Below are 25,683 nucleotides of genomic sequence, written 5' to 3' on the forward strand. Positions count from 1 at the left end.
TTATACCAATAATTATTGACTATATTTGTGACAGGTTTGTAAAGAGTAAAAAACGACGAGTTATGCCCGTCGTTACTTTCATTCATCCTCTTCATCAAAAACTTCATCAATCATACATTTCTCTAATAAATACTCAAATGTAATATCTGCGAGATCTTCAATTTCTTCTCGTTTTGGGACGTACCCTCTTTCAATTAGTTGCTCATAAAAAAACTCCGCAATCTCTTCCGTATCAATCACGACTTCAATTTCCTTCATGAGCATCACTCCTTTATTTCTGTTTTATGAAAAAATCTCAAAATTATGTATATGAGATTAGAAAAATAGATTTTATTTTTTATAGGTCATAAGCTTTGGACGAGATGCATACGATTGTAGTACAAGCTATTCAAAGGGGGAAATAATAATGGAAAATCAATATGAAGTAGGACAAACAAAAGAAGAGTTCATGCATGAAGATCAATGGGCAGACTCTCTTATAAAGTGGCTTTTTATTTTTTTAATAGTTGTAGGCATACCTTATACTGCATATGTTGTTGTTCAATTTATTCTCTCTTTCTAGTTAACTATTTTTTCTCTGTCAATTTAACTAAATAATTATGAACAACATCCATTACAATTTTATATTCTTCATCTTTAAATGTATCGAACAATAATTGATAATCGTTATAAATATCAAGTAATCCATCAATGATTTCTTGACGATTCGTCTTAACACTCACTTTTTTCGAGTTGTTAATTGACTTTAACTTACCTAAATCTAATTTATTCATACCTGCTTTATCTTGTTTCAGTTTCTTCAAAATTGCATTTGCCGTTTGAGCATTCGCAAGTAACGTTAAATCTGACTCATCCGCTTCTAACCATTCACCATCCGTAATCCGTGACAATTCATAAATTGTATCTTCCCAGGCGTCATTCTTATATCTCCATACTTCTGTACGAAAACCAACAATACGGAAAACATCTTTATCATATCCAGTTACTTGCACAAGATCACCAAACGTGAAATTATAATTTAATTCAATCCACTCCGTATCGCCCTTTTTCATATCTTGCTCTGTAACGTGCTGCAATGTTTGCTCTACGTAAAACCCATCGTGATTATTGACTTCGTATACATAAACTCCATCTAAAACCTTCATATTTGTGATTTTCCCAACGGTTCCATATAGCGTAATCACGACTATGTCCCCTACGTTGTATTTAGGTTGTTTTTTTCTTGCCATCTCTATCTCTCCTTTTTTTGACGTCGTGATTTTGATATCAGTATATGCAACCTACATAAAAACGCTTATCACAGAAGCTTATATTCATAAATTTTTTCAATAAAAATTATAATCTTATAAAATTTACGTTACACTCAACAAAAAGCTAGTAACTAGACTAGCTTCAAATCAACAAATTTCGTATAAAAAAACATACAGAATACTTCACTTTACACAAAGTAATGTATTCTGTATGTTTTCAAATAGTTTTTATCTATCTTGTATGTATAAATCCCAGGCTTCATCAAATATAGACATACTTTCTAGCATTCCGCTCAACTCTAAGTATGAACTAATTTCATCATAGTCTTCAGATTGCTTCGGAAAACTTAAATCATCATACATCGCCTCTGCTAAATCTGAAATTTCATTTCTAAATAAAGCTGCACGATGCTTCATCATATAATGGTAAAATGTTTTTTTCAAAAATATTCCCTACCTTTCTAACTTGGGTACATTATACAAGGCAAAAAAGAAAAAAACCAGCATAAAAGCTGGTTAAAAGTCGAAATAATTTCTTTTTAATAGACGTGGTCTTCCCATTAATTCTTCATATGTTAGTTGTTTTGGTAAATCTTTCGTATAAATTAAAAATAATTGATCTTCAATTTCTTTTACTGTATGGTCTGATTGATAGTCCATCCCGCACGAGGAACAAGAAATACATGGTGTCTTTTGGATTTCAATGGCTTTCGTACCATCTGGTAATTCCCAATATACAGTATTCAAGCTTTCTTTCGCTTCTGTACTGTCACACCACATACAATTCATACTGCATCACCCTCAGTTTTTTTGTCGTTTTCTTCTAATTTAGCCATTTGTGCTTGATATTTTTTATCTTTTAATTGATCGCGCTTATCACGTTTATCTTTTAAAGATGCATGAGTATCATTATCTTCATAGTCTTTACGACGGTTCATACGCTGTAAGTCGTCTGGAACGAGGTTAAATTTCTTATCGCTCATAAGACCTGCGATACCAACATCTGAACGTTTTTCTTCGTAGTTCGGATAAATCTCTTTAAAGTATCCTTCCGCTCTTCCTGGAATATAGCTCTCTGGCTCTGGATACGTCGTAATAACACCTTCAAAGTTACGAAGTACAACTTTATCTGCACTTTGTGAGATTAAATAGTTTGGTTGAAGTGCAATTTTACCGCCTCCACCTGGCGCATCAACAACGAATGTCGGAACAGCATAACCAGATGTGTGTCCACGTAAACCTTCAATAATTTCAAGACCTTTAGATACTGGTGCACGGAAGTGACCGATACCTTCAGATAAATCACATTGATAAATGTAATATGGACGTACACGGATTTTTACTAAGTCATGCATAAGTTTTTTCATAATTGGAACGCTGTCGTTAATACCAGCTAAAATTACTGCTTGGTTTCCGACTGGAACACCAGCATTCGCTAACATTTCACATGCCTTCTTCGATTCTTCAGTAATTTCAATAGATGTATTGAAATGTGTATTTAACCATACTGGATGGTATTTTTTAATAATGTTACATAAATTTTCTGTAATACGTTGTGGGAATACTACTGGTGCTCTCGTTCCGATACGAATAATCTCAACATGCGGAATCTCTCGTAAATTTTTTAATACATATTCTAAAATTTTATCGTTAATTAGAAGTCCATCACCACCGGAGATTAATACATCTCGTACTTGTGGTGTTTCACTAATATAAGCAATCGCATCATCTAATTGTTTCTTCGGTACACCCATTCCAATTTGTCCACTAAAACGACGGCGTGTACAGTAACGACAATACATAGAACATTGATTTGTTACTAAGAATAGTACACGGTCCGGATAACGATGTGTTAGCCCTGGAACTGGTGAATCTTCATCTTCGTGAAGCGGATCTTCTAAATCATATTTTGTTTTATATAACTCTTCCGAAATCGGTACTGATTGCATCCGAATCGGACAGCGTGGATCATCAGGATTCATTAGCCAAGCATAGTACGGTGTAATGTTTAACGGGATCGTTTTCGTTGAAATTTTAACGCCCTCTTCTTCTTCAGGTGTTAAGTTAATTACTTTTCTTAAGTCATCTAACGTTTTGATCGTATTCGTTAATTGCCAAACCCAATCATTCCATTGCTCTTCAGTAACATCTTTCCATAATTCGATATCCTTCCAGTGACGATTTGGTTTGTATACATCATGTAACATTGCTATTCCCCCTTTTTATACGCTCATCCTTTATATAAGCAATAGTTATGCCAACTTTACATTGTTGATAAGTAAATGTGCGGAGAACCCTATTACATAAGCGAAAAAATATTTTTAAGCGTTGTATGAAATCAATACTTAACATCATATTCATTACTTTTTATATATGTAAACGCTCTTTTATTCGTGCAAACACACAAAAACCGCCGATTATTCGGCGGTTTTGTCGTACTTGCTCAGTTTATATTGAAGCGTTTGACGAGGGATACCTAACATTTTTGCGGCTTGTAATATATTCCCTTCCGTTTCAATCAACGCTTGATCTATTAATTCTTTTTCTGTTTGATGAAGTGCTTCTCTAAGTGGCATTATACCCTTCTTCTTCGAAAAATTCTCTTTCCGAAATGTACGTGGTAAACAATTGGCTGTTAATGTATTCCCTTCTGCAATAATAACAGCATGTTCAATCGTATGTTTTAACTCTCGGACATTTCCAGGCCACTGATAAGCTTGCAGTCTATCTTTCGCTTCCTCATCAATTTGAAGTACACCTTTTTTATAACTTTTATTATATTCTTTCAAAAAATAAGATGCTAATAATAGTACATCCTCAGTTCTTTCACGAAGCGGTGGGATATATAATGAAAATACGTTTAAGCGATAATATAAATCAGTGCGAATTTTATTCTCTCGTAAACATATTTCTGGAGGCTGGTTCATTGCGGTAATAACACGAACATCTACTTTTCTCGTCTTATTATCACCAATTCTTCTAATGACTCCATCTTCTAACACTCGTAACATTTTTGCCTGCAAATCAAGAGGCATTGAATTCAGTTCATCTAAAAATAATGTACCACCATCAACAAGTTCAAATAGCCCAGCTCTTTCAATCGCTCCTGTATAGCTTCCTTTTGTCGTTCCAAACAATAAACTTTCTAATAGCGACTCTGGTAAAGCTGCACAGTTTTGTGCAATAAATGGCTTGTTTTTTCTTTTAGAAGCTTCATGAATTGCTTGTACGAACAGTTCTTTTCCTGTTCCTGTTTCACCATATATTAAAACATTTGCGTCTGTTGGTGCTACTTTTTGTGCTAACTCTTTCGTCTGTTTAAACCGCGTATCATTTGTCACTATCGTCTCAAATGCAGCATGCTTTTTAATCACTTTTTTTCTAGATGATCTCTTTATTTTCGACTGTAAGTCAACAATTGTGTCAGTAAGTTTTTGAATTGTAGAGTAATCCTTTGCAATTTCAACAGCCCCAGCAATATTCCCATCTATAAAAATAGGTAACGTCGTATTTACTGTACAAACATCTTCACCATTTAAATTTTGATAATGCTGTGCTTGATGTACGATAGGTTTTTTTGTATCTAGTACTTTCATCAATGTACTCGTTTCCCTTGATAAAGACGGGAACGCTTCTAACAGATGTTTCCCTAACACTTTTTCAATCTTCGATCCATCGTGTTTTGCAGCTACAGAATTATAAAATATTGTAATTCCATTCTCATCTACAGCGTGTATAGCCTCATCAATACTGCCCAAAATCGCTTCAATGACTTCTTGTGTCGAAACTGCTAGCAATGTCATCCCCCCTCTTGCCGAAAATCCAGCAATTACATGCCGAATTTTCGGCACACCTATGTGCGATTGTAAGCATGACGATTCCGTTCTATAATTTTGACCAATTTTATATTTTCATTAGATAACTCGAAACTCTAATTAGTACAGCTTTTTCGAACACCCAGCTCCACCTAACTGTTTTGCTTTACAGCCGAATTTTGAGGCGGAAGTTTTACTGCTTTCGAATAGCTAGATAGATCTTTCACCCATATATTCATATCTTCCAACTTATCGAAAATGTAGCAATTATTCGCCAGTCTTCCTGTATACGTATAACCTAATTGATGAAAGGCAGCATTCATTCCGAAAGAAAGCGATCGAGCAATTGTATAGGAGCAGAAAATAGATCTTTCTCGAAGCTCTTCCTCTAATTTAATTAGTAAACTTTTCATAAATCCATGTTTACGATATTCAGGTAAAGTAGCACAATTCGTTAATTCTGCATTCCCTTCTTTTATATTCATTTCTGCAGATGCTGTACTAATAATTTTTCCCTCATATTCATATACGTAGTAAATTGTATCATCTTCTTTCATCGTCTGTAATACATAACTCGCTTCATTTAAAGGTGTCGGATACACTTCAAATACTTTTCCGAATACAGTTGCTAATTCTTCTGCATCTTCTTCAGTCGCTTTTCTCAGCAAAAATTTCTCTGGAACTACTTTTTCTTTTATTTCTTTTCCTTTTACACCGCTTAATATAGTATCTTCCTCAGTCCAATGCATACTATTTCGTCTTTCATCATTATTATATTTCACAAAAAAGTATGCATCGTGTCCTTGAAAATAATGAGGTATCGTTGCTTCCAACAAAAAACCGAAAGAGAGCCATGTTGAAACATGCTCTCCCTTTCCTTTAATAATACATTTAGTGAAAGAATGTTCCTCTGCTAGTTCGTCAATTGTTTGTATAATACTTTCAACATTTCCTGTATAGTGATCTACCCGAATACGCTTATTAAAATAATCTAAAACGCCTTCTACTGTATAACAATTCGTCTGTTCTCTAAAAGATTCATAGTATTTCATTTTCTCACCTCACACCAATCTAGTAATGTACATGCAATAATTTTTGCGGCAGCTATCATTTTATCAACTTCTATATATTCGTTTGGATAGTGTGCTACTTTCGTCTCTCCTGGACCAAATACTATTGTTGGTACGTTTGCAATTTGTGTAAATAAACCTCCATCAGTCCCCCACGGAGATGCTTCAATAATTGGTTCGTTCCCTTCGATTTCAACAAAGTTGTGATGAAGTGTTGTAATGAGTTCATGATTCTCTTCTAATTCACCAGGAACCCATCTCGCTCCAAACCACTCTACTTCTACTGGATTTTCAACAAACCAATTGTCCACATCATTTAATTCAACAATCCAATTCTCAAACTCTTCTTTTGCCGCCTCTATAGTCTCATTCGGCGCAACACCGCATCTTCCTTCTAAAATTAATTCATCTGGAACAGAACTTGGCCAACTCCCTCCTTCAATTTTCCCAATGTTAATTGGAATTGGAATCGGAATCCCTTTAAATAACGGATCTGTAATTCGACTATTTCTTTTCTCCTCTAGCTTTCTTACATGTTCTATAACAAACATACTTTTTTCAATTGCACTAACCCCTTCATAACGTGTTCCACCGTGTGCAGCTTTCCCTTTTACACGTAAACGAAACCACATGGAACCTTGTTGTTTCGGGAAAAACTTCATATTAGTAGGCTCTGGAATAATGACACCATCTGCCTTATATCCTCGTAATATAGTTGCTAATGTCCCTGCTCCGCCACTTTCCTCTTCTATTACACTTTGAAAATAGATGTCTCCTTTTAATTCAATGCTAGATTCAATAATCGCTTCCATTGCAAGCATGAGTGCGACATTTCCACCTTTCATATCCGTCGTTCCACGGCCATATATACGATTTCCTATTTTCTCACCGCTATAAGGATGATGTTCCCACTGATTCACATCCCCTTCTGGAACTACATCAATATGCCCATTTAATATCATAGATTTCCCGTCGCCACTTCCTTTTAAAGTTGCTACAATATTTGGGCTATCTGAAAAACTTGTACGGGGTGATACAAAATAAGGATGATCTTTCATTTTAGAAAAAGAAGGCTCCCATATATCGAGGTCTAAACCTAATTCACGTAATTTTTCAATCACAATCGCCTGCGCACCGCTTTCATCACCAGATACGCTCTTTTCTTGAATTAATCGTTTTAAAAATTTCACACTTTCCTCTTCATGGCTCTCAATATAATCACAAACTTGCTTTTTTAATTGCTCCATATATTACATCTCCCTTCATTCAATTACTAGTAAGTTAGAACTAATTTGAAAATCAGCTTCTGTATGTCTTTTTATATCTTCTACTGTGTATGGGCTCATTAATTCTTGTAATATAAGTCCACTCGGAGTTACCTCCATGACCGCCATATCAGTAATAATTAAATCTACACATTTCTTTGAAGTTAATGGCAATGTACACTCTGAAATAATTTTTGCACTTCCGTACTTATCAACATGATTCATCACAACAACGACCCGCTTCGCTTTTTGTGCTAAATCCATTGCTCCACCAATACCTGGAACACGTTTTCCAGGTACAATCCAGTTTGCTAAATCACCGTTTTCACTTACTTGTAATGAACCAAGAATCGTTATGTCTAGCAAACCTTTTCGAATCATACCAAACGCTGTACAACTATCGAAATAACTCGCTCCTGTTATAAGAGAAGTTGGTAAACCTGCCGCGTTACACAAGTTTTCGTCTTCATTCCCTTTACTTGGCGTTGGTCCCATACCGACGATTCCATTTTCCGCATGAAACATAACATTTATATCGTTAGGCAAATGATTTGGTACAAGCGATGGTATGCCAATACCTAAATTTACAATCATGCCATTTTGTATTTCTTTCGCCGCTCGCCTAGCAATCTTATCCCTCACTTCTACGCCCATACCCATTTCCAGTTCACTCCTTCCGACGGTACAATATAATTTACGAAAACACCTGGAACGACAATTTCCTCTGGATCTAAACTTCCAAGCGGGACTATTTCTTCTGCTTCTACAATTGTTATATCCCCAGCCATCGCTACGTGAGGATTCATATTTCGTGCACTTTTGTCAAATACAAGGTTCCCAAACGGATCTGCCTTTTTCGCATATACAATTGAAACTTCAGCAGTTAATGCTGTTTCAACTAAGTAGGTCTTACCATTCATTTCAACTGTTCGTTTTCCCTCTTCCACAATCGTATCAACACCAACATCAACTAAAACACCACCAAGACCAACGCCACCAGCGCGAATGCGCTCTGCTAATGTTCCCTGCGGAGAAAACTCAATTTGTAATCTTCCCTCGTTTAGTTGCCTTCCTGCATTTGGGTTGGAGCCAATATGAGAAGTAATTAGTGATTTAACTCTTTCATTTGTAACAAGACGACCGATACCTACATCAGGGAATCCAGTGTCATTTCCAATCAAATTTAAATTTGTAACGCCTTTTTCTAAAATTGCCTGTATTAAAGATGGAGGGGATCCAATCCCTCCAAATCCCCCAAACATTAATGTCATATCATCATGGAACAAAGAAATTACTTCCTCAATTTCTTTTAATTTACCGAATGTATTTGTAATAGTTGTCATGCGATACTATGCCCTCCTTTTTGCATCATCTCTTCCACACTTTTAGAGAAAATTGAAAGTAATTCATCTAACTCGGAATATGTAGTTGTCATTGGCGGTGCTACAAGCAGTGCACTATCTTCTTTTCCTGCTTGCCCTGAAACTGCTTGGTATAAAAGTAGGCCATTTTTAGCTGCAACTGAAATAAGCTCCGACGCTTTTGTAAACGGTTGCAATTCTACTCCGATTAGCAACCCTTTTCCGCGCACATCAGCAATGATTGTCGATTGTTGCTGAACTTTCTGTAAGCCTTTTATTAAATACTCTCCCTTTTCTGCTGTTTTTTCAGGGAGATTATGTTTCTCCATATATTCAATAACAGCTAAAGCCGTTGCTGCAGACAATGGATTGGCACTTAACGTATGACCGCTCATTACTGAACGTGACCCACGTAATATTGGTTCCATAACACGATCACTTACAACTGTCGCTGCCATCGGTGTATATCCCGCTCCTAACCCTTTACCAAGTGTCATGATATCCGGTTCTACACCCCAATGCTCCATTGCAAACCATGCTCCAGTACGACCAAGCCCAGTCATCACTTCATCCGCAATAAATAAAATATCGTAATGGTCGCAAATATCTTTAATGACTTTATAATAGTCTTTCGGCGGAACAACCGCACCTCCAGCTGCTCCGATAATCGGCTCAGCAATAAAAGCAGCAATATGCTCTGCACCAATTCTTTCAATTGATCTTTCTAGTTCAGTCGCACATGCCAGCTGACAAGTTGGATATACCTTTTGAACAGGGCATCTGAAACAATATGGAGCTGGTATAGTCGGATAATCTTCCAAAATAGATACGAAACGTTGTCTACGTAGTGGGTGACCAGACATCGATAACGCACCCATCGTAATACCGTGATAACTCATCCATCTTGATAATATTTTATGTTTCCCTTGAATACCTCGCTCTTGAAAATGCTGAATTGCAATTTTCATAGCTGTTTCATTTGCTTCCGTACCACTATTTACAAAGAAACTCCAGTTCAAATCTCCTATACTTAAATCACTTAACTTCTTTGCTAATTTTTCAGCTGGTTCACTCGTAAACTGTGATCTATAAACAAAAGCAATCTCCTCAGCTTGCTTTTTAATAACGTCTGCAATCTCCTTTACGCCATGCCCAATACCTGCCGTAATTGCTCCTGACGAACCATCAAAATATTTATTACCATTTTGATCATACAAATAAACACCTTTTCCATGTGAAATCATTGGATACGGCTGACCAACAAGTGGTTTAATTAAGTAATCGCGCATAGCGCTCCCCCATTTCTCCAATTTGTATATATATATGAAGAAAATTGACGTTTCTTTCATAAAAAAGAATCCTCTGCAAAAGCAGTGAATTTATCAAAAAACTATTATAAAATATACAAATGAGTGCTTAAAAATATTTATAAAACAGAAAATTCAGAACTCAAAGCGAAGACCAATCCTTTTCTATACGCCCAAATAACCCTCCCTTTTATATGAAATGACTACATCACCAAATGTTTTTATAGCATAATGCCAGCTGCCCTTAAATGCCGACATTCTGTACACTTCGACGGAACTCCCGTTAAACTCCTTCCTAATATCCTACTTTAAATTGCATATTTTAAAACAAATTTCGACACCCCACCTTACTAACCAATTCAGATTCATATTTAATATGTAAACTTTTCATTTTTAAACTATAAAAAAAGAACCGATTAACCACACTAATCAGTTCGTCATGACGCTCTCTTATGGGTTAATACTGTCAATTGCTAAAATAAATAGAAAAATCATGTTTACAAATTCATCCTACAGCCTATAAGACAAAACCTTTTCATAACTTCATTCACAATTACTATCGGGATATCCCTATCCCGAAGTGGCACCCCTTTCCTCAGATTCAAACTACCTTTCCTTTATAATTTATGTAGGACAATTATCACTTTGTATGTGTATTTGCCTATAATTAAAAAAAACTCTAGTTTTCTAGCGATTGCTGGACATGTACTCAATATGTTAATTGAAATGCAGTTTCAATTTGGCATTTATTTTACTTTCGTGCAGTCATATGTACTGCTTTACTCTGCCAAATACTCGTAAGCACCAGCAGCTCTTTATGACGACATATTAGTTGTCAATTTTTAATATTCCCTTTATAAAATTATTTTTTTCGCATAACCGCTTTCTTGCTTCGCATATAGTTTTAATGATGACAAAGGAGGAATGTTCATGTCTCAATCTGAAATTGAAAAATATGGACAAGAAGTTACGCAATACGAACAGCTCGCACGTTACTATCAGTTTCGTAATCCTAAAAAATATATAGAATTATATATGAAATATTGCGATGCACTTTCAAAACTTGTACAGGCGCATGAGAAAAGGGATTCACAAGAAGCTGCTTTACCGTCACATATAAGAATTTTTCATGCCGATCCAAATATATCAGCGGTTGATATTTTAGTAAACGGACAAAAGGTTATTAAAAGTATTTCATTTAAGCAATTCAGCCCTTATTTATCATTAGTGCAAGGTAAATACCGTATAGATATTGTCCCTGTCGGAAATGAAACTCCAATCTTTTCAGCATTGGTACCAATAATGGGAAATCATACTTATACTCTTGCTGCAATAAATAGTGATAATCACCTACAATTACAACCTATACTTGATAATACACATTTACCAGCTGGTCAAGCTAAAATACGCTTTGCACATTTCTCTCCAGATACCCCTGTTGTAAATGTAGATTTAAAAGATGGAGATCATTTATTTGAAAATGTACTCTTTAAACAAATAACAGATTTTTTACAAGTTAGCCCTGGTACAGCAGATATTGAAATTTCACTCGCAGATAATAAAAACGTTTTATTGACTATACCGAAATTCAATGTTGAACCAAATGTTATTTATACAATTTCAATAGTAGGTTATTCAACTAAAGATCCTAAATTAGAAGCCGTTATACTTACAAATTAAAACAGTCTACACCATTCATTTGGTGTAGACTGTTTATTTTTGAAATGCAATTTGAAATTCTGTCCAATCGTTATCTGATCGACACATAATGGATCCATTATGTTTTTCCACAATTTGTTTACATACAAATAATCCAATACCAGTTCCTAACTTTTTAGTAGTTACAAATGGTTCAAAAATCGTTTCTACATTTTCAGCTGGAATCATTGGTCCATTATTTTTTATCACAATTCGAATAGCTTGATCTTCTTCAAATACATCAATGATAATTTTTCGTTCTTCTTTCATTGATTCAAGAGCATCAATTGAATTCATTAATATGTTTAAAAATACTTGTCTCACTTCACTTCGATAACCAACAAGCGGAATTGGATACGGTAAATTCTTTTCAATCAAAACATTCGCATTGACCAAACTCGGATATAAGAATTGTATAATGTCTTGAAACAAGTCATTAAGCCAAAACCGTTCCGATTCATTCCACATTTCTTTTTTCGATACGAGTAAAAATTGCGAAATACGAAAATTTAATTGATCTAATTCATGCGAAATAATATCTAAATACGATAAACTCGGATGATCTGCCTTTAATAATTTGACAAACCCCATAATGGAAGTAAGCGGATTACGAAATTCATGTACAAAACTAGCTGACATTTGTCCTAAAATCGTCAGTCTTTCTTTATGTGTTTCGTTAATATATTGCTGTTTTTCCTCTAAATTCTTCGATATAATTTCCGAGTATTTTAAAACAGTATAATAAATTAATTTGTCAAAACAAGTATGTATTTTTGCCATAATTGGTTTCAATTCACGAGCGCTAACATCTAATTCACACATCGCTTCGAAAAGTTCATTTCTTCCCACGTTTGCGTTATAAACAAAATCTCCAATATTCGCATCTGCTCCAGCACGTTCAATAGCAATTTTCTCGCATAACGGTTGAAGATAATTTATATCTTTATCTTCCATAGTAAGTTCGATAATTAACTCTAGTAAATCCTCTCCATTTTGAACTACTTCTAGTTTAAATGGATCTTTTTCGGAAATTATCATTTTGTTTTTCCAGTTCTCTACGAATTGGTGCCTATTGTTTTTCAAGTGTGAACAAAATATTTCTTTAATATCCTTATCGATTGGAAAAACCTCCATTCCCTCCATTTCCATACGACGAATACCCTTTATATTTTGAATATTAACACAAAAAATACGATTCGTTAATAGATTTTTGTCACATTTTGTTAATTTCTGTTGATAAAATTATTTTTTCTTTCTTATTTAACTAATTGTATGCAAATTCCCTTTTTCCTTCACATATTTTCATTATTTCCGTAGTCAAAACGACTTTTTTTTGCATCATTTTTAATTCTTGCGTACAATAGAAAATGAAAGGTGTGAAAAATATGGTAAATAAAAATGTGGAAGATTATCTCCAAGAAGGCATTTACGGCCAAAAGCAAAACAAACCAGAAGAACGTAATATGTATTTAACTACATTACGTGAGCGTGTAGAAATCGCTTTAACGATCGGTCAAGTAATGCAAAGTAATGTATACTCTGAAGTGGCAGGTAGCATGCGCTCTTCTCAATCATTACAACTCCTCCTAAATGGTAGCATTGCTTACCCACATTTATCAAAATACATTAAATTAGCAAACGAAAAAAATGTTCCTTTTACAATTGTTCAAAATAAAGATACAGAAACACCAATCGGTTTAGTATTAACTCATGCTACTGCTGTAGATAAAGAACAAATTTATGTAGAAGATACTATTTTCAAACAAGAAATGAAGTAAAAGTTACACTTAATTAAATAGTTACTAAAAGCGTAAAAAAACGAGTATGGAATCGTAAACATTCTCTACTCGTTTTTTAGCGCAAATTTTAAGTTTTCTATTTTATTTTTTAATACATACTAATTTCATTTCTGTCATTTCTTCTATTGCATATTTAATTCCTTCGCGCCCCGTGCCACTTTCTTTCACACCACCATAAGGCATATGATCTACTCTGAACGTTGGAATATCATTAATCATGACACCACCAACCTCTAGCTCATCAATTGCACGCATTGCTTTAAATAAATTATTTGTAAATACTCCTGCCTGTAAGCCGTAACGCGAATTATTTACTTGCTCAATCGCTTCATCAAATTCTTTAAATGTATTTACTGTCATGAGTGGACCGAATACTTCTTGGCACTGCACAGATACATGATCTGGAACATTTGTTAATACAGTCGGTTCAAAAATTCTTGCATCCCGCTTCTTACCACCGCATAAAACAGTTGCTCCTTCCTTGATTGCTTCTTGAACCCACATATCAATTCGCTCTACATCTTTTTTTGAAATTAAAGCTGATACATCCGTTTCCTCAAGCAGTGGATCACCAACAACAACTGATTCCATCGCTTTCTTTAGCTTCGAGAGAAATTCATGCATTTTCGTTTCATGTACAAAAACACGTTGTACGGAAATACAAACTTGCCCATTATTAACAAATGCTCCCCATTTTACACGTTCAATTATTTCATCTGTTAACTCTACATCTTCATCAATAATAACAGCAGCATTTGAACCTAGTTCTAACGTAACTCGTTTTAGCCCAGCCTTTTGTTTTATTCCGATTCCAACTTTTGGACTTCCGGTAAAAGTAATAGAAGCAACGTAATCATTTTTGACGATTGCCTCACCAACCGTGGCGCCAGGGCCAGAAATGATATTTAAAGCTCCATTTGGCAATCCTGCCTCTTCAAATAACTCAACTAATGCATAAGATGATAATGGCGTTTGATCAGCTGGCTTTAATACAACTGTATTTCCAGCAGCAATTGCTGGTCCAACTTTATGCGCTACTAAATTTAACGGGAAATTAAATGGTGTAATAGCCCCTATAACCCCAATCGGCTTTCGGATTGTATATGCAATACGCCCATCCGCACCAGGTGCGGCGTCTAATGGCAATGTCTCACCATATATACGCTTCGCTTCTTCAGCTGCAAATTTGTACGTTTGAACAGTACGATCTACTTCTCCCCTTGCAGCACGTATTGGTTTTGCAGCTTCTTTTGCAATAATCTCTGCAAATTCTTCTCTTCTTTCATCCATTTTTTGTGCAACTTTCTCTAAAATAGTCGCACGATCATATGCAGATAATTTATTCATTTTTATCATTGCATTTTTTGCAGCAGTAACAGCCTCTTTTACATCTTCTTCCGTTCCTTGTGCAATTTCCGCTAATGTTTCTTCAGAATATGGTGCGTATAATGGTTTATACGTGTTTACAGATTTCCAATTTCCGTTTATATATAAATGCTTTTTCATACTTCTTCTCCTTCCAAATATATGTATACAACAATACTTCACCTAGTGAAAGGTTCAACTTATGTCATTGTATCATAGCCCTTATCCCTCAAAAAAACATTATGCTCAAAAAAACTCTGCTATATAGCAGAGTTTACGAGCTAATTTGCTCTTGTAACGGAATTTGTTTTTCATCTTCTAAAATAACAATCGATTCTACTATCTTTGTAACTTCTAATCTTTTTATATAATGTCCATCTAATTGTTTCACACAAAACTTATAATTTTCAATTTCAATGGAATCCTCTTCAGCAATCTCTATATTCTTCGTTAAAATCCAACCACCGATTGTATCAACACCATCATCATCAATCCCTAAACCAAATAACGTATTCACTTCACTAACAAGTACTTTTCCCTCTAGTATCGTCTTCGTTTCACTAACCTTTTGAATTTCTGGCTGCTCATCCGTATCAAACTCATCCTGAATATCTCCAACAATTTCTTCCAAAATATCTTCAACAGTAACAAGTCCAGATGTCCCACCATATTCATCTATCAATATAGCAATATGTGTTCTTTCTTTTTGCATTTTTAAAAACAAATCATGAATTGGAATAGAATCGATAACTAAAATAATTGGTCTCATATATTGCTCTACTGTCTTCTTATTAACAGCTTTATGTTGTACAAACTCAGTAAAAATATCTTTAAAATTCACAAAACCTATTACGTGGTCTTTGTCTCCATCAACAACTGGATACCTTGTATATTTTTCGCGAGACATTTTTTGCAAAGCTTCTTCAGCGGGCATTTCTTTACTTATAATATTCATTTCAGTTCGAGGTACCATTATTTCTTTTGCAATCCGATCATCAAATTCAAAAATTTTATTTACATATTTATATTCAGATTGATTAATCTCACCATTTTTATAACTTTCTGAAACTAACAACCGTAATTCTTCTTCTGAATGAACCTCATCATGCCCCTTCGGCGGTTTCAGCCCTAGCAGCTTCGTAATGATTCGAGCTGAACCATTTAATAGCCAAATGAATGGGAATGCAATACGATAAAAGAAAATTAACGGCTTAGAAACAAGCAAACTCACTTGTTCAGATTTTTGAATTGCAAATGTTTTTGGGGCCAATTCCCCTATTACAACATGTAAAAAAGTAATTAACAAAAATACTAAAGTTACAGCAAAAATGTCTGCTAGTTGAGTAGAGATATTCCAATTTGCAAAAAGCGTATCAAACATTTGCTTTAACGCAGGTTTACCAAACCACCCAATTCCTAAAGCTGTAACAGTAATTCCTAACTGACAAGCAGATAAATATTCGTCTAAGTTTGTAATGACTGTTTTGACCGATGTTGCACGATTATTTCCTTCTGCAATTAAATAGTCAATTCGTGAACTTCTCACTTTAACAATTGCAAATTCTGCTGCAACGAAAAATGCCGTTAAGGCAATTAAAACAATCACTATACTTATACTATATATGTCCAAATACTTTTCCTTACTTACATTGTAAGCAAGGAAGCCACCTCCTACTTAATTTTATTCAAGTGAAGTAAGCATTCTAATACTCTAACAAAATTCTACATTAGCAACCACCTTTTTATATATTATATGCATACATAAAAAAGATATTTATCATTATGATAATCTAATTCATTTACACTCGTCAAATTATTCTAAATGTTACGATAAAACATTTTTATTTAAACGAACTATTCTTCTCAACTCAATTTCGTGAAAAAACACTTTCTTTGCCGATTCCACACTTCTTTTGTCGCACTAGAAGGGAACTTACTTCATAGCTCGAAATCATTCAACAGGATATATATAGGAGGGATTATTTTGGAATATAAAACACCATTTATCGCAAAAAAATTAGGTGTTAGCCCAAAGGCTGTTGTCCGGATCGCGCAACAATTAAATCTTACGATAGAAAAAAACAAATATGGCCACTTTATTTTCACACAAGATGATGTCGATCAAATGTTAGAACACCATCTATTTCAAATAGAGCAGTCTCAAAATCCTCAACCTACTCAAAAGACTTCCTCAAATGAGGTTGAAGAATTAAAAACTCAAGTCAATACAATTGTTCAAAACATATCATCGAATGATTTTGAACAATTAGCTGATCAATTAAACACTATGACGAGAAGACTCGATCGAATGGAAGAACAAATGCAAGATAAGGCAAATGATGTCGTCACGTACCAACTTTTACAACACCGTCGTGAAATGGAGGAAATGTTAGAACGAATTCAAAAATTAGAAGCTGCCCTAACGAAAGAAGAACCCATTTATATTACTCCTGATTCAAAACCAACATACGAACGAGAAAAGAAACCAAAGCGCCGCAAAATGATTTTTAGTATATTTGGATTATAATTTTTAGACCCTTATTAAAATAATAAGGGTCTTTTTTAATGAAGAGTTATATCTTATAAAAATATTATTCTCTTTATTATACATATTCACTTCGTTTTATTTCGTTAACATAATATTTTTACTGTATTCTGCAATTAATGCCTGTGCATGAGCATTCCCTTGAATCACATCGCGAAATTCTTTTAAAGAATACAAATGCGTAACCCCTTTTCGAGCATGAATTCTTACTGGTACACCTTGTAAAGTATCATGAAACTGAAATGGATTATCTATCGGTTCAATTGGAAAACCGAGTGTAAGTAAATACATATACATTCTTTTTGTTACTGCTGCAATGTACCATTCAGCTTTTGTTTCTAACGCATGTATAAATAAAATAGCTGTTAGCCTTTTGAAATGTCCTCTCCCACGAGACGTTTTCGAAATACTTAACTTGCCTATTTCATACACATTCTTCAAATCTTTTACTAAATCATTTTTAGAAAACGGATAGAAAAACTCAGAATTTGATTGTTCAGGTACCGTATACTTAATACATTCTACTGTACCAATAGGATGTTCATCTTCTATTAATAAAAATCGTGATGGATTTAAATTACGTTCTACGAACATTAAGTTTCTTTCTTCACAAAAATCTCCCCATAGTTGCTCGAACCCAAAATGTTCTTCCTTTGTTTGAACACGCTGGAACATATTTAACCGCCTTTCCCATCGTCGCTCTGTTTTTGATAACGCTTTCACTATCTATCATATAAGAACAAATCTTCGTATGCAACTAAAAATATTTATTACTTATTATATTCTGCAAAATGAATTAGATTCCAATTTAATCGACTTTTATCCCGCGCTCACATTCCTTTTAATAACACATTTGTATCACTTTTCAAATCTAACTTACAATATGTTTCTTTCCATACAGCATATAATTCTTCTTAATCTAAAAAAATCCTTTATGAAAAAGGATTTCTTTTACTTCTCAATGCTTTTTAACCACTTTTCAAAAATTTGTACCATCCCATGTTTTCCAGCTAATTTCTCTTCCCCTTGTTTCGTCTTATATGGATATAACTGCAAGAAAACACCGCATCCAGACTCAATTTTTTTACTATGCATATGGCTTCCTGGATATACACAAATGACTTCATAAATTGACCTTCGATAATAGACTCGCTTTCCATCCTGTTCTTCTACATACTTTATAGACCAATACTTATACATTTGCTCAGTTGCTTTCGTATTTCCGACGTGCTGAAAAATATTGTACATTGGACTATACTTCACTTCAATAATAATAGAAGATTTATATACGTATTTCCCATCTTCTTTTACATAACAGTCTAAGCGAATATCTGGCTTCTTCGTATCCTCACCATTGTAAAAATTACTCCCTTTACTTAATGCAATAAGAGGATGTGTTTCAATTAAGTCATTAAATGCGACATGTACCTTTAAATCATCTCGTTGTAAAACTACTGTCGTTCCATCTTGTAATCCATCTACATAAAAATGTTCTTGTATTTGTTCACGAATGGAATTTCTAGCCTCAAAACCAATTTGCTCTAAAATTGAAATAACGATAAAAAAAGCGTAATATTCATACACTAAAAACGTTGGCTTATAAACAAATAATAACGATGGAGATTGATCCGTATATTGCGGGAGTACTTCTAAATGATGTAGTAATTGTTGATGTGGTATCGGTAAATCATGTAAGTTCATGTTACTTGTTTCAGTAACTTCCCTCCAAAACGAGGAGTGCATTAACATTTGAAAGTATTGTACATTTTCATGAACAATGTGCGCCAATATTTTATATTCTTGTATTTTCATTGAGCTCTTTCGTAAATCGGCTTCTTTTAGTAAATGTATATTTTTATATTTTTGCTTCTCTCTATCGGTTACTGATCCATTACGCTCAATTGTTTGTATAATCGTTTTTACGGCTTGAAACTCTTCTGATTTTTTCTTTTTTTCTCTTTCTAATATTTCAATTGTTTGACGTAAAAAACTTTTAGCTTCAATTAAATAATGATAAAATTGCATCGATTTATATTTAAGAAATGCATTTTCCTTACTATTTTTTTGTTCCATAAACTTACGATTATAATGTTTTGCATAAGGTTTTCTTTCTGCCACTATGGTTCCTTTTCTTGTTGGCTTTCTCTCTTTTCCTTCCCATTTATATGCATTTATAAATTTTGAGCTTGATTCTATTTTCTTAAAGATTTGCTTTATCATCTTCATTTTTTGGGGTAACTTTCTAAGCAAAACTAAATAAGAAGAATCCTCAATATCGCTAAGTGCAGAGAAAGTCTTTTTATAATAACCTCTATCCAAAATCAACTCATTTAAAATTGACTTCACATAGTCTTGAATCATTTCAAATTGATCATCAAAAAAATTTTTCGGTACGATTTGAAAAGCACCATAATACGTTGTATCTTCTATACGCACTTCAAAATGGTATAAACCACAGCGCCATGGATAAAAGAATTCTGTTTTCCCATGTTCATATATTAATACTCTTTGTTTTTTTTCATTTATTTCATATTGAGCCTCTTTTATATTTTTCTGTCCCTCATATACTTTATTCCATATAAAAGTAATATTCATTGGGATTTCATAATTGTACTGCAATCTAATCGGTTTTAATTCTTGTACTTTATAAATGCATTGAACTAATGCTGTAGTAGATGTACAAAGACGATTTAATAAAATATAATCTCCTTTCCCCTCATTTCCAATGATTAACTTTAATACAAAAGGGAGCGTTTCATTCGTATCAACGATTTTTGTTTCGTAACGCCCTTCATTTTGCATATCCATACAACTCCAGTTCCCTACGTTTTTCTCGTATATATGCTAAAGAGTGTTCAAATGTAGATACTCTGTTTGCAAGTGCAGATTGCAAAAGAGGTACTAAGGTCGCTCCCCTTTTTGCTTCTTCAGAAAGTAAAGAACCAACCATCATTTCGGTCCCTCTGATTTTCGTCAATACACGCTGCTTTATTTGTAAATCAAACCCTTCTTCTCTACTGATCATATAGGTATGGTTATTTTGGAACGGTATATTTTGCAAATAAGTCGCAATTGCGTTTGCACATCGGAAAGAAATTCCCTTAGACGCATCATGTGATGACAATACGACATGCAACTTATCTAATAGCTCTAATTCTTCTTCAGAAAACACTTCAATCATCGCTTTATTTCTCATCCAATTTATCCGAAATTCTCCCGCTGTTACTTTCAAAGGTGGGTGTAATACGACTTTCCCCAGTTCCATGCCCATCTCACAAAACGGAATTTTTTGTAACGTTATTAAGTTCGTTCGGTCTAATAATCGATCGGAGAGCTCTTTCGTTGTTTCATCAAAATTCACAGTACCTACAAATATAATATTTTCTCCAATTTCAATTGTTGATGGAATTGAATTCTCAATGTCCTGAACACCCTCATACAAGTTTAAAATACGATTTTTTGTTTCAAGTTGAAGAACAGATAAAAATGGAGTAAACCAATGCTCAATATGTGACATGTTCATTTCATCAAAAACGATTATATACAGTTGATTGGGATTTTCTTTCGCCTTCATTAACGTCCTAACTAACTTCGTTTCACTTTCAATAAAAGTACCATTTGGATGAAGGTAACCAAGTAAATCATGTGGTTCTTGATACGATGGTGAAATTGGAATCCAAACCAATTCTTCCCCATACTGTAATCCTAATGCTTCTGCATAAGTTTGCACAAAACGTGATTTCCCAACGCCCGGTATACCACCAAGAATCGTTAACATATTTGTTTTTACACTTATATGGAAATTATATATATCCGTTGCATCCAAATATAGCCCTTTATTATGCACCATACTTTGTACATACTGTAAAAAGGACGATTCACGCTCATCCCATTCCCATTCATCTTTTTGCACTTTTATATCCTCTACTTCAACTAGCTTACCTTCTTCATGCATTCGTTTTTTTAATTGCTCATACACATGATCACTTACAAAATATAATTGATCTTCTACCGCTATTTCTACATACTTCGTCCAGTCACTGCAGTTTATATATTTACATTCACGTTTCTGTTCAAAATATGCGATTGAGCTAATTGATGACTTTAAGGATATGTTTCCATACAGTCTTCCATCGTGCCACAATAATTCGGGAGGCTCAAAGTCTTTCGGAAATTTTGGCATAAGAAATGATAAATAACCGTTGCTAAGTTTTCGTTCTAAAGATTCTCTTTTTTTATTATTTGTAACTTTAGGTGCCGGAATCATTTTATAGCTGCTTGCTATTTCTTTCGGTTCTTCTGTACATATTAACTCCACGTATACATTTCCTCTTTCATAATAAAGACGAAACATCACTAATTGCTTTTCTAATTTCCTCTTCTTTAATTCCAAAAAGATTTTTTCATTCTTTTTATTACTACATAATCCTTCAAATACATAGGGTTCATTTGCAAATTGTTCCTGTAAAGTGAATGGTATTGGCGATAAGCATTGTACAAAGAAATTCTCTCCACTCTTCTCTTTTTCAGCTTTTGTAAATTTCCCTAAAAATCTCATATAGTACATTCGTTTTATAAAACTTGGCTGAAGAGCTTTATGTAATTTCACCTTAGTCACCTTCTTTTTTCATACTATTCTTAGTGTATGAAAGAAACGAAAAACTAGAAATAAAAAACCTGACGTTATCCGCCAGGTTCAAAATTAAAACGTATATTAATGAGAAGGAAATGCTTTTTTCTCTTGTAAAATTGCATTATGAGCAATTTTCATTTTAGCAAGTACGTAACGTAATCGATCTTCAGCATTTTCATCTTTACTTTTTTGCAATTCCGCCAAATTTTCAACAGAACTTGCTAAATTCTCAATGACTCCTCTCAGCTCAGGATGATGATTAAAAAAAGATTCTTGCACTAATACTTTCCTTAACTCACTAGCTAAATCAATTATTCTAGACAGCTGTTCTTTTTCTTCCATTCTCATCCCTCCTGAATATCTTATGTAGTAAATATTCTCTAAACAAAGAAAAAAGCCCTTTAAATGAAAAGGACTTTTTACATTTTTATATTTCCAGTTAATAACATATACAGTGATGTGATAGCCGCAATAATAATTGCCCACATCACATATTTCTCTGCACCTGCAAAGCAACGGTTCCCTTGTTCTTTTCTTGCAAACGTGTAAACAATAATTCCAATTCCATACACAATTGAAACGAGTAGTAAATTCTTTAAACCAGCTGCATAAAGAAGCCATACAGAGTAAATAGAAGCAATTAAAGCTAACGCTCCATTTTTTAATTTAGCGTCTTTTAGCTCGTTTGTAATGACTAATTTAAATTGGAATAACGCTGATAATAAATATGGTAATAAAATTGATGTTGATGCAATGAAATACATAATTTGATATGTTGATTCTGAAAACAGAACGATGATAAATATAATTTGGGCAACACCATTTGAAATCCATAATGCCATGTGCGGTGTTTGCTTTTTATTTGTTTTCGTAAAGACTTTCGGAAATACGCCATCTTTTCCGGCTACATGAGAAATTTCAGAAACAAGTAAAAACCAGCCAATTAATGTACCGACAAGTGAAGCAACTAACCCAATGTTAATCGCAACTGCACCCCATGGACCAACAACATGCTCTAATACATGTCCCATTGACGGAGTTTCTAGCACAGAAAGTTCGCTTCTTGTCATCGCTCCCATTGACAGAACAGAAATTAAAATATATATGGACATTACTAAAATAAGTCCCATTACTGTTGCCTTACCAACATCTCGGCTATTCTTCGCTCTTCCGGATAATACAACCGCTCCTTCAACTCCAATGAAAACCCAAAGTGTTACAAGCATTGTATTTTTCACTTGACCAAGTATAGCGGAAAGTGAGAAGGTTCCTTCTCCCCAAAAATCATGTGTAAATGTGTCCCAGCGAAAGGCTGTTACCATTACAACAATAAATAAAACGATTGGAACTAACTTCCCTATTGTTGCGATAACATTCATAATAGAAGCTTCACGGATTCCAAATAAAATTAGAAAATGAAGTGTCCATAATAAAAGTGATGCCCCAACGATAGATGCAACATTATTTCCTCCTTTGAAAATTGGAAAGAAATAACCTAATGTACTAAACAGTAACATAATTGTTGCGACATTACCTAAGATTCCTGCTAGCCAATATCCCCAAGCACTATTAAATCCAATATATTCACCGAAACCAGCACGTGCATAACTATAAATTCCACCTTCAAGTTCCGGTTTTTGTCTTGCTAACGTTTGATATACGAGCGCAAGTGGAATCATTCCCATCGCTGTAATACACCAGCCAATTATTATTGCACCACTGTTTGCTCCTACTGCTAAATCATGCGGTAAACTAAAAACACCGCCACCAACCATTGTTCCAACTACTAATGCGATTAATGGAAAAAATCCTAACTTCTTTTCTATTTGTACCACCCCATCTGTCATTCTAGGTGTTATGTTCGTTCAACTATTAAAGTCACCTTTTTCTCTAATAGACGTTTCTCTTATATTTTTTCAGGAAAACATTACTTATTCTAAAAGAAAATGAACAAAAATGGAATACTTTTTTGAAAAAATGTATAAGTATGCACAAAAAAAACCGCTCATTTTGTAATGAACGGTCATTTCAAACATATAAATTTGTATATTTCTTGTAAATTTAACGAAGTAAATTCTCTTTTTCTAAAAATTGTTTTGCGACTTCTTCACTACTTTTACCATTTACGTTAACTTCAAAATTCATTTTTCGCATTTCTCCATCTGTAATCTTTCCAGATAATTTATTTAATACCTTTTCAAGTTCAGGATATTTCTGTAACGTTTCTTTTCTTAATAATGGTGCTCCTTGATAAGGTGGGAATAACCCTTTATCATCTTTTAGCACTTTCAGTCCGTATTGCTCCAATTCACTATCTGTTGAATATGCATCAATTACGTTAACATCTCCAGATTGAATTGCGCTATAACGCAGCTTCGGCTCCATCGTTTTAACATTCGAGAACTTATAGTTATATAATTTTTGCATTCCTTTATAACCATCTTCACGATCAGCAAATTCCAATGTAAACCCTACTTTGGCTTCCTGCGCAACATTCCCTAAATCAGAAATTGTATTTATATTCTTTTGATCTGCTATTTTTTTCGGCATGGCTAGTGCATATGTATTGTTATACTCCATTGGCTTCAACATAACCATATTATATTTCTTTTCCATTCCAATGCGAGCCTGATCATATACTTCATCACGATTTGTGCTCTTTGGTTCTTCTTTCACGAAAGTAGATAAAGCTGTTCCTGAAAATTCTGGGTATATATCTACTTCCCCGGATTTCAACGCTTCAAATACAAATGCTGTTTTTCCAAGACCTGGTTTTAATTGTACGTTTAAATCGGTATCTTGTTCAATAAGCTGCTTATACATTTGAATTAAAATTTCAGGTTCTGATCCAAGTTTGCCCGCAATAACAATATCTTTCTTTTCTGTACTCCAAAGAAATGGAGAAGCAATCATTACTACAACTATACATATCGTCAATATAACATGCTTAGAAGAGCGTTTCGGTCGTTCAAGTATGCGAAGTACTATATCAAAGAATAAAGCGAGTAACGCGGCTGGTACGGCCCCTAAAATGATAAGTGCATGATCATTTCGATCTATGCCTAATAATATAAGCTTACCGAGCCCACCAGCACCAATGAGAGCTGCTAATGTAGCCGTTCCAACAATTAATACCATCGCTGTACGAATACCGGCCATAATGATAGGCAATGCAAGCGGAAGCTCTACCTTCCACAGCCTTCTCCAACTATTCATCCCCATAGCTCTCGCGGCTTCTATTAGTGATTCATCTAATTCCCTTATTCCTGTATATGTATTTCGTAAAATAGGTAATAGTGCATACACAACTAATGCAATAATCGCTGGAAGTTTTCCGATTCCTACTAACGGAATTAATAGTCCGAGTAATGCAAGTGACGGCACTGTCTGCATTACTGCAGAAGTTCCTATTATAAATTCAGCCATTCGTTCTTTTCTTGTTAATAAAATGCCAAGTGGCACCGCTATAATTACTGCAAAAAATAATGAAATAAGCGATATTTGTAAGTGCTCACTTAATGCAGTTAGTAATTCTATTTTTCGTTCTTGGAACGTTTGTATAAAATTAGTCACTG

The 25,683-nt window shown here is 34.2% G+C and carries 24 protein-coding genes; 4 read left to right on the forward strand and 20 right to left on the reverse strand.

Features of this window, described 5'->3' with window-relative positions; genetic code table 11:
• Window positions 1-78: 78 nt before the first annotated feature.
• The gene (locus ACO6VI_RS13595; RefSeq protein ID WP_000658451.1) at window positions 79-258 is read right to left on the reverse strand and encodes a YozD family protein; all 180 of its coding nucleotides are present in this window, start codon (window positions 256-258) and stop codon (window positions 79-81) included.
• 148 nt (window positions 259-406) lie between these two features.
• Between ACO6VI_RS13595 and ACO6VI_RS13600 the strand changes: the two genes are divergently transcribed.
• Window positions 407-562 (forward strand): DUF3930 family protein, encoded by a 156-nt coding sequence (locus ACO6VI_RS13600; protein WP_000431486.1) that lies wholly within the window; start codon window positions 407-409, stop codon window positions 560-562.
• 4 nt (window positions 563-566) lie between these two features.
• Here the strand turns inward: ACO6VI_RS13600 and ACO6VI_RS13605 are convergent, their stop codons facing one another.
• The 10 genes from ACO6VI_RS13605 to ACO6VI_RS13650 form a co-directional block, all read right to left on the reverse strand.
• Window positions 567-1,229, reverse strand: a complete 663-nt coding sequence (locus tag ACO6VI_RS13605; RefSeq protein WP_000101498.1) for a hypothetical protein — start codon at window positions 1,227-1,229, stop codon at window positions 567-569.
• Between the two features lie 249 nt (window positions 1,230-1,478).
• On the reverse strand, window positions 1,479-1,694 hold the full coding sequence (locus ACO6VI_RS13610) for a YozE family protein (protein WP_000750717.1): 216 nt from the start codon (window positions 1,692-1,694) through the stop codon (window positions 1,479-1,481).
• A gap of 72 nt (window positions 1,695-1,766) precedes the next feature.
• Window positions 1,767-2,039, reverse strand: a complete 273-nt coding sequence (locus ACO6VI_RS13615; RefSeq protein ID WP_000995766.1) for a YokU family protein — start codon at window positions 2,037-2,039, stop codon at window positions 1,767-1,769.
• A complete protein-coding gene (gene ablA, locus ACO6VI_RS13620) occupies window positions 2,036-3,457 on the reverse strand; it encodes a lysine 2,3-aminomutase (protein WP_000902145.1) in 1,422 nt (473 codons plus the stop codon). The genes ACO6VI_RS13615 and ablA overlap by 4 nt, the downstream gene beginning before the upstream one ends.
• A 210-nt stretch (window positions 3,458-3,667) precedes the next feature.
• On the reverse strand, window positions 3,668-5,053 hold the full coding sequence (gene rocR, locus ACO6VI_RS13625) for an arginine utilization transcriptional regulator RocR (protein WP_023521852.1): 1,386 nt from the start codon (window positions 5,051-5,053) through the stop codon (window positions 3,668-3,670).
• A gap of 164 nt (window positions 5,054-5,217) precedes the next feature.
• Window positions 5,218-6,117, reverse strand: coding sequence for a putative beta-lysine N-acetyltransferase (gene ablB, locus ACO6VI_RS13630; protein ID WP_000878589.1), 900 nt, complete (start codon window positions 6,115-6,117; stop codon window positions 5,218-5,220).
• Window positions 6,114-7,382: a peptidase gene (locus ACO6VI_RS13635; RefSeq protein ID WP_000436692.1), complete on the reverse strand. Its 1,269-nt coding sequence runs from the start codon at window positions 7,380-7,382 to the stop codon at window positions 6,114-6,116. Before ACO6VI_RS13635 ends, ablB begins: the two co-directional genes overlap by 4 nt.
• A gap of 15 nt (window positions 7,383-7,397) precedes the next feature.
• Window positions 7,398-8,060, reverse strand: a complete 663-nt coding sequence (locus tag ACO6VI_RS13640) for a CoA transferase subunit B (RefSeq protein ID WP_000525294.1) — start codon at window positions 8,058-8,060, stop codon at window positions 7,398-7,400.
• Window positions 8,045-8,743, reverse strand: a complete 699-nt coding sequence (gene atoD / locus ACO6VI_RS13645) for an acetate CoA-transferase subunit alpha (protein ID WP_000208107.1) — start codon at window positions 8,741-8,743, stop codon at window positions 8,045-8,047. The genes ACO6VI_RS13640 and atoD overlap by 16 nt, the downstream gene beginning before the upstream one ends.
• Window positions 8,740-10,050: an aspartate aminotransferase family protein gene (locus tag ACO6VI_RS13650; protein ID WP_023521850.1), complete on the reverse strand. Its 1,311-nt coding sequence runs from the start codon at window positions 10,048-10,050 to the stop codon at window positions 8,740-8,742. The genes atoD and ACO6VI_RS13650 overlap by 4 nt, the downstream gene beginning before the upstream one ends.
• Before the next feature lie 948 nt (window positions 10,051-10,998).
• Here ACO6VI_RS13650 and ACO6VI_RS13655 point away from each other — a divergent pair.
• Entirely contained in the window at window positions 10,999-11,748 is a 750-nt protein-coding gene (locus tag ACO6VI_RS13655) for a DUF4397 domain-containing protein (RefSeq protein ID WP_000083276.1), read from the forward strand.
• Between the two features lie 33 nt (window positions 11,749-11,781).
• Here ACO6VI_RS13655 and ACO6VI_RS13660 read toward each other — a convergent pair whose 3' ends face one another.
• A complete protein-coding gene (locus ACO6VI_RS13660; RefSeq protein WP_000425086.1) occupies window positions 11,782-12,915 on the reverse strand; it encodes a BA2291 family sporulation histidine kinase in 1,134 nt (377 codons plus the stop codon).
• Window positions 12,916-13,151: 236 nt separating this feature from the next.
• Between ACO6VI_RS13660 and ACO6VI_RS13665 the strand changes: the two genes are divergently transcribed.
• Window positions 13,152-13,544, forward strand: coding sequence for a YueI family protein (locus ACO6VI_RS13665; RefSeq protein ID WP_000247562.1), 393 nt, complete (start codon window positions 13,152-13,154; stop codon window positions 13,542-13,544).
• Window positions 13,545-13,646: 102 nt separating this feature from the next.
• Here the strand turns inward: ACO6VI_RS13665 and ACO6VI_RS13670 are convergent, their stop codons facing one another.
• Both ACO6VI_RS13670 and ACO6VI_RS13675 read right to left on the reverse strand, forming a co-directional pair.
• Window positions 13,647-15,071, reverse strand: coding sequence for an aldehyde dehydrogenase family protein (locus ACO6VI_RS13670; protein WP_000716480.1), 1,425 nt, complete (start codon window positions 15,069-15,071; stop codon window positions 13,647-13,649).
• A 133-nt stretch (window positions 15,072-15,204) separates the two neighbouring features.
• Window positions 15,205-16,560 carry a hemolysin family protein gene (locus ACO6VI_RS13675; RefSeq protein ID WP_422423493.1) on the reverse strand — a complete coding sequence of 452 codons (1,356 nt, stop codon included), beginning with the start codon at window positions 16,558-16,560 and terminating at the stop codon, window positions 15,205-15,207.
• Between the two features lie 354 nt (window positions 16,561-16,914).
• Between ACO6VI_RS13675 and racA the strand changes: the two genes are divergently transcribed.
• On the forward strand, window positions 16,915-17,457 hold the full coding sequence (gene racA, locus ACO6VI_RS13680) for a chromosome-anchoring protein RacA (protein ID WP_000456014.1): 543 nt from the start codon (window positions 16,915-16,917) through the stop codon (window positions 17,455-17,457).
• A gap of 96 nt (window positions 17,458-17,553) precedes the next feature.
• On the opposite strand, the gene ACO6VI_RS13685 is transcribed toward racA, so the two are convergent.
• The 6 genes from ACO6VI_RS13685 to ACO6VI_RS13710 all read right to left on the reverse strand — a co-directional run bounded on the left by ACO6VI_RS13685 (window position 17,554) and on the right by ACO6VI_RS13710 (window position 25,681).
• Window positions 17,554-18,150 carry a hypothetical protein gene (locus ACO6VI_RS13685; protein ID WP_000487795.1) on the reverse strand — a complete coding sequence of 199 codons (597 nt, stop codon included), beginning with the start codon at window positions 18,148-18,150 and terminating at the stop codon, window positions 17,554-17,556.
• A 276-nt stretch (window positions 18,151-18,426) separates the two neighbouring features.
• Window positions 18,427-20,277 carry a hypothetical protein gene (locus tag ACO6VI_RS13690; RefSeq protein WP_001178725.1) on the reverse strand — a complete coding sequence of 617 codons (1,851 nt, stop codon included), beginning with the start codon at window positions 20,275-20,277 and terminating at the stop codon, window positions 18,427-18,429.
• Window positions 20,267-22,084 (reverse strand): AAA family ATPase, encoded by a 1,818-nt coding sequence (locus ACO6VI_RS13695; RefSeq protein ID WP_000766193.1) that lies wholly within the window; start codon window positions 22,082-22,084, stop codon window positions 20,267-20,269. The genes ACO6VI_RS13690 and ACO6VI_RS13695 overlap by 11 nt, the downstream gene beginning before the upstream one ends.
• Before the next feature lie 105 nt (window positions 22,085-22,189).
• Window positions 22,190-22,450, reverse strand: a complete 261-nt coding sequence (locus tag ACO6VI_RS13700; RefSeq protein ID WP_000391447.1) for a hypothetical protein — start codon at window positions 22,448-22,450, stop codon at window positions 22,190-22,192.
• Window positions 22,451-22,527: 77 nt separating this feature from the next.
• Window positions 22,528-23,955: a basic amino acid/polyamine antiporter gene (locus ACO6VI_RS13705; protein ID WP_000129441.1), complete on the reverse strand. Its 1,428-nt coding sequence runs from the start codon at window positions 23,953-23,955 to the stop codon at window positions 22,528-22,530.
• A gap of 214 nt (window positions 23,956-24,169) precedes the next feature.
• Window positions 24,170-25,681: an ABC transporter permease/substrate-binding protein gene (locus ACO6VI_RS13710; RefSeq protein ID WP_063547161.1), complete on the reverse strand. Its 1,512-nt coding sequence runs from the start codon at window positions 25,679-25,681 to the stop codon at window positions 24,170-24,172.
• Window positions 25,682-25,683: the final 2 nt, after the last annotated feature.

Origin of the sequence: Bacillus sp. PSXD-155 (assembly GCF_049310765.1) — a bacterium.
In the GTDB taxonomy this organism is placed as follows: Bacteria; Bacillota; Bacilli; order Bacillales; family Bacillaceae_G; genus Bacillus_A; species Bacillus_A cereus.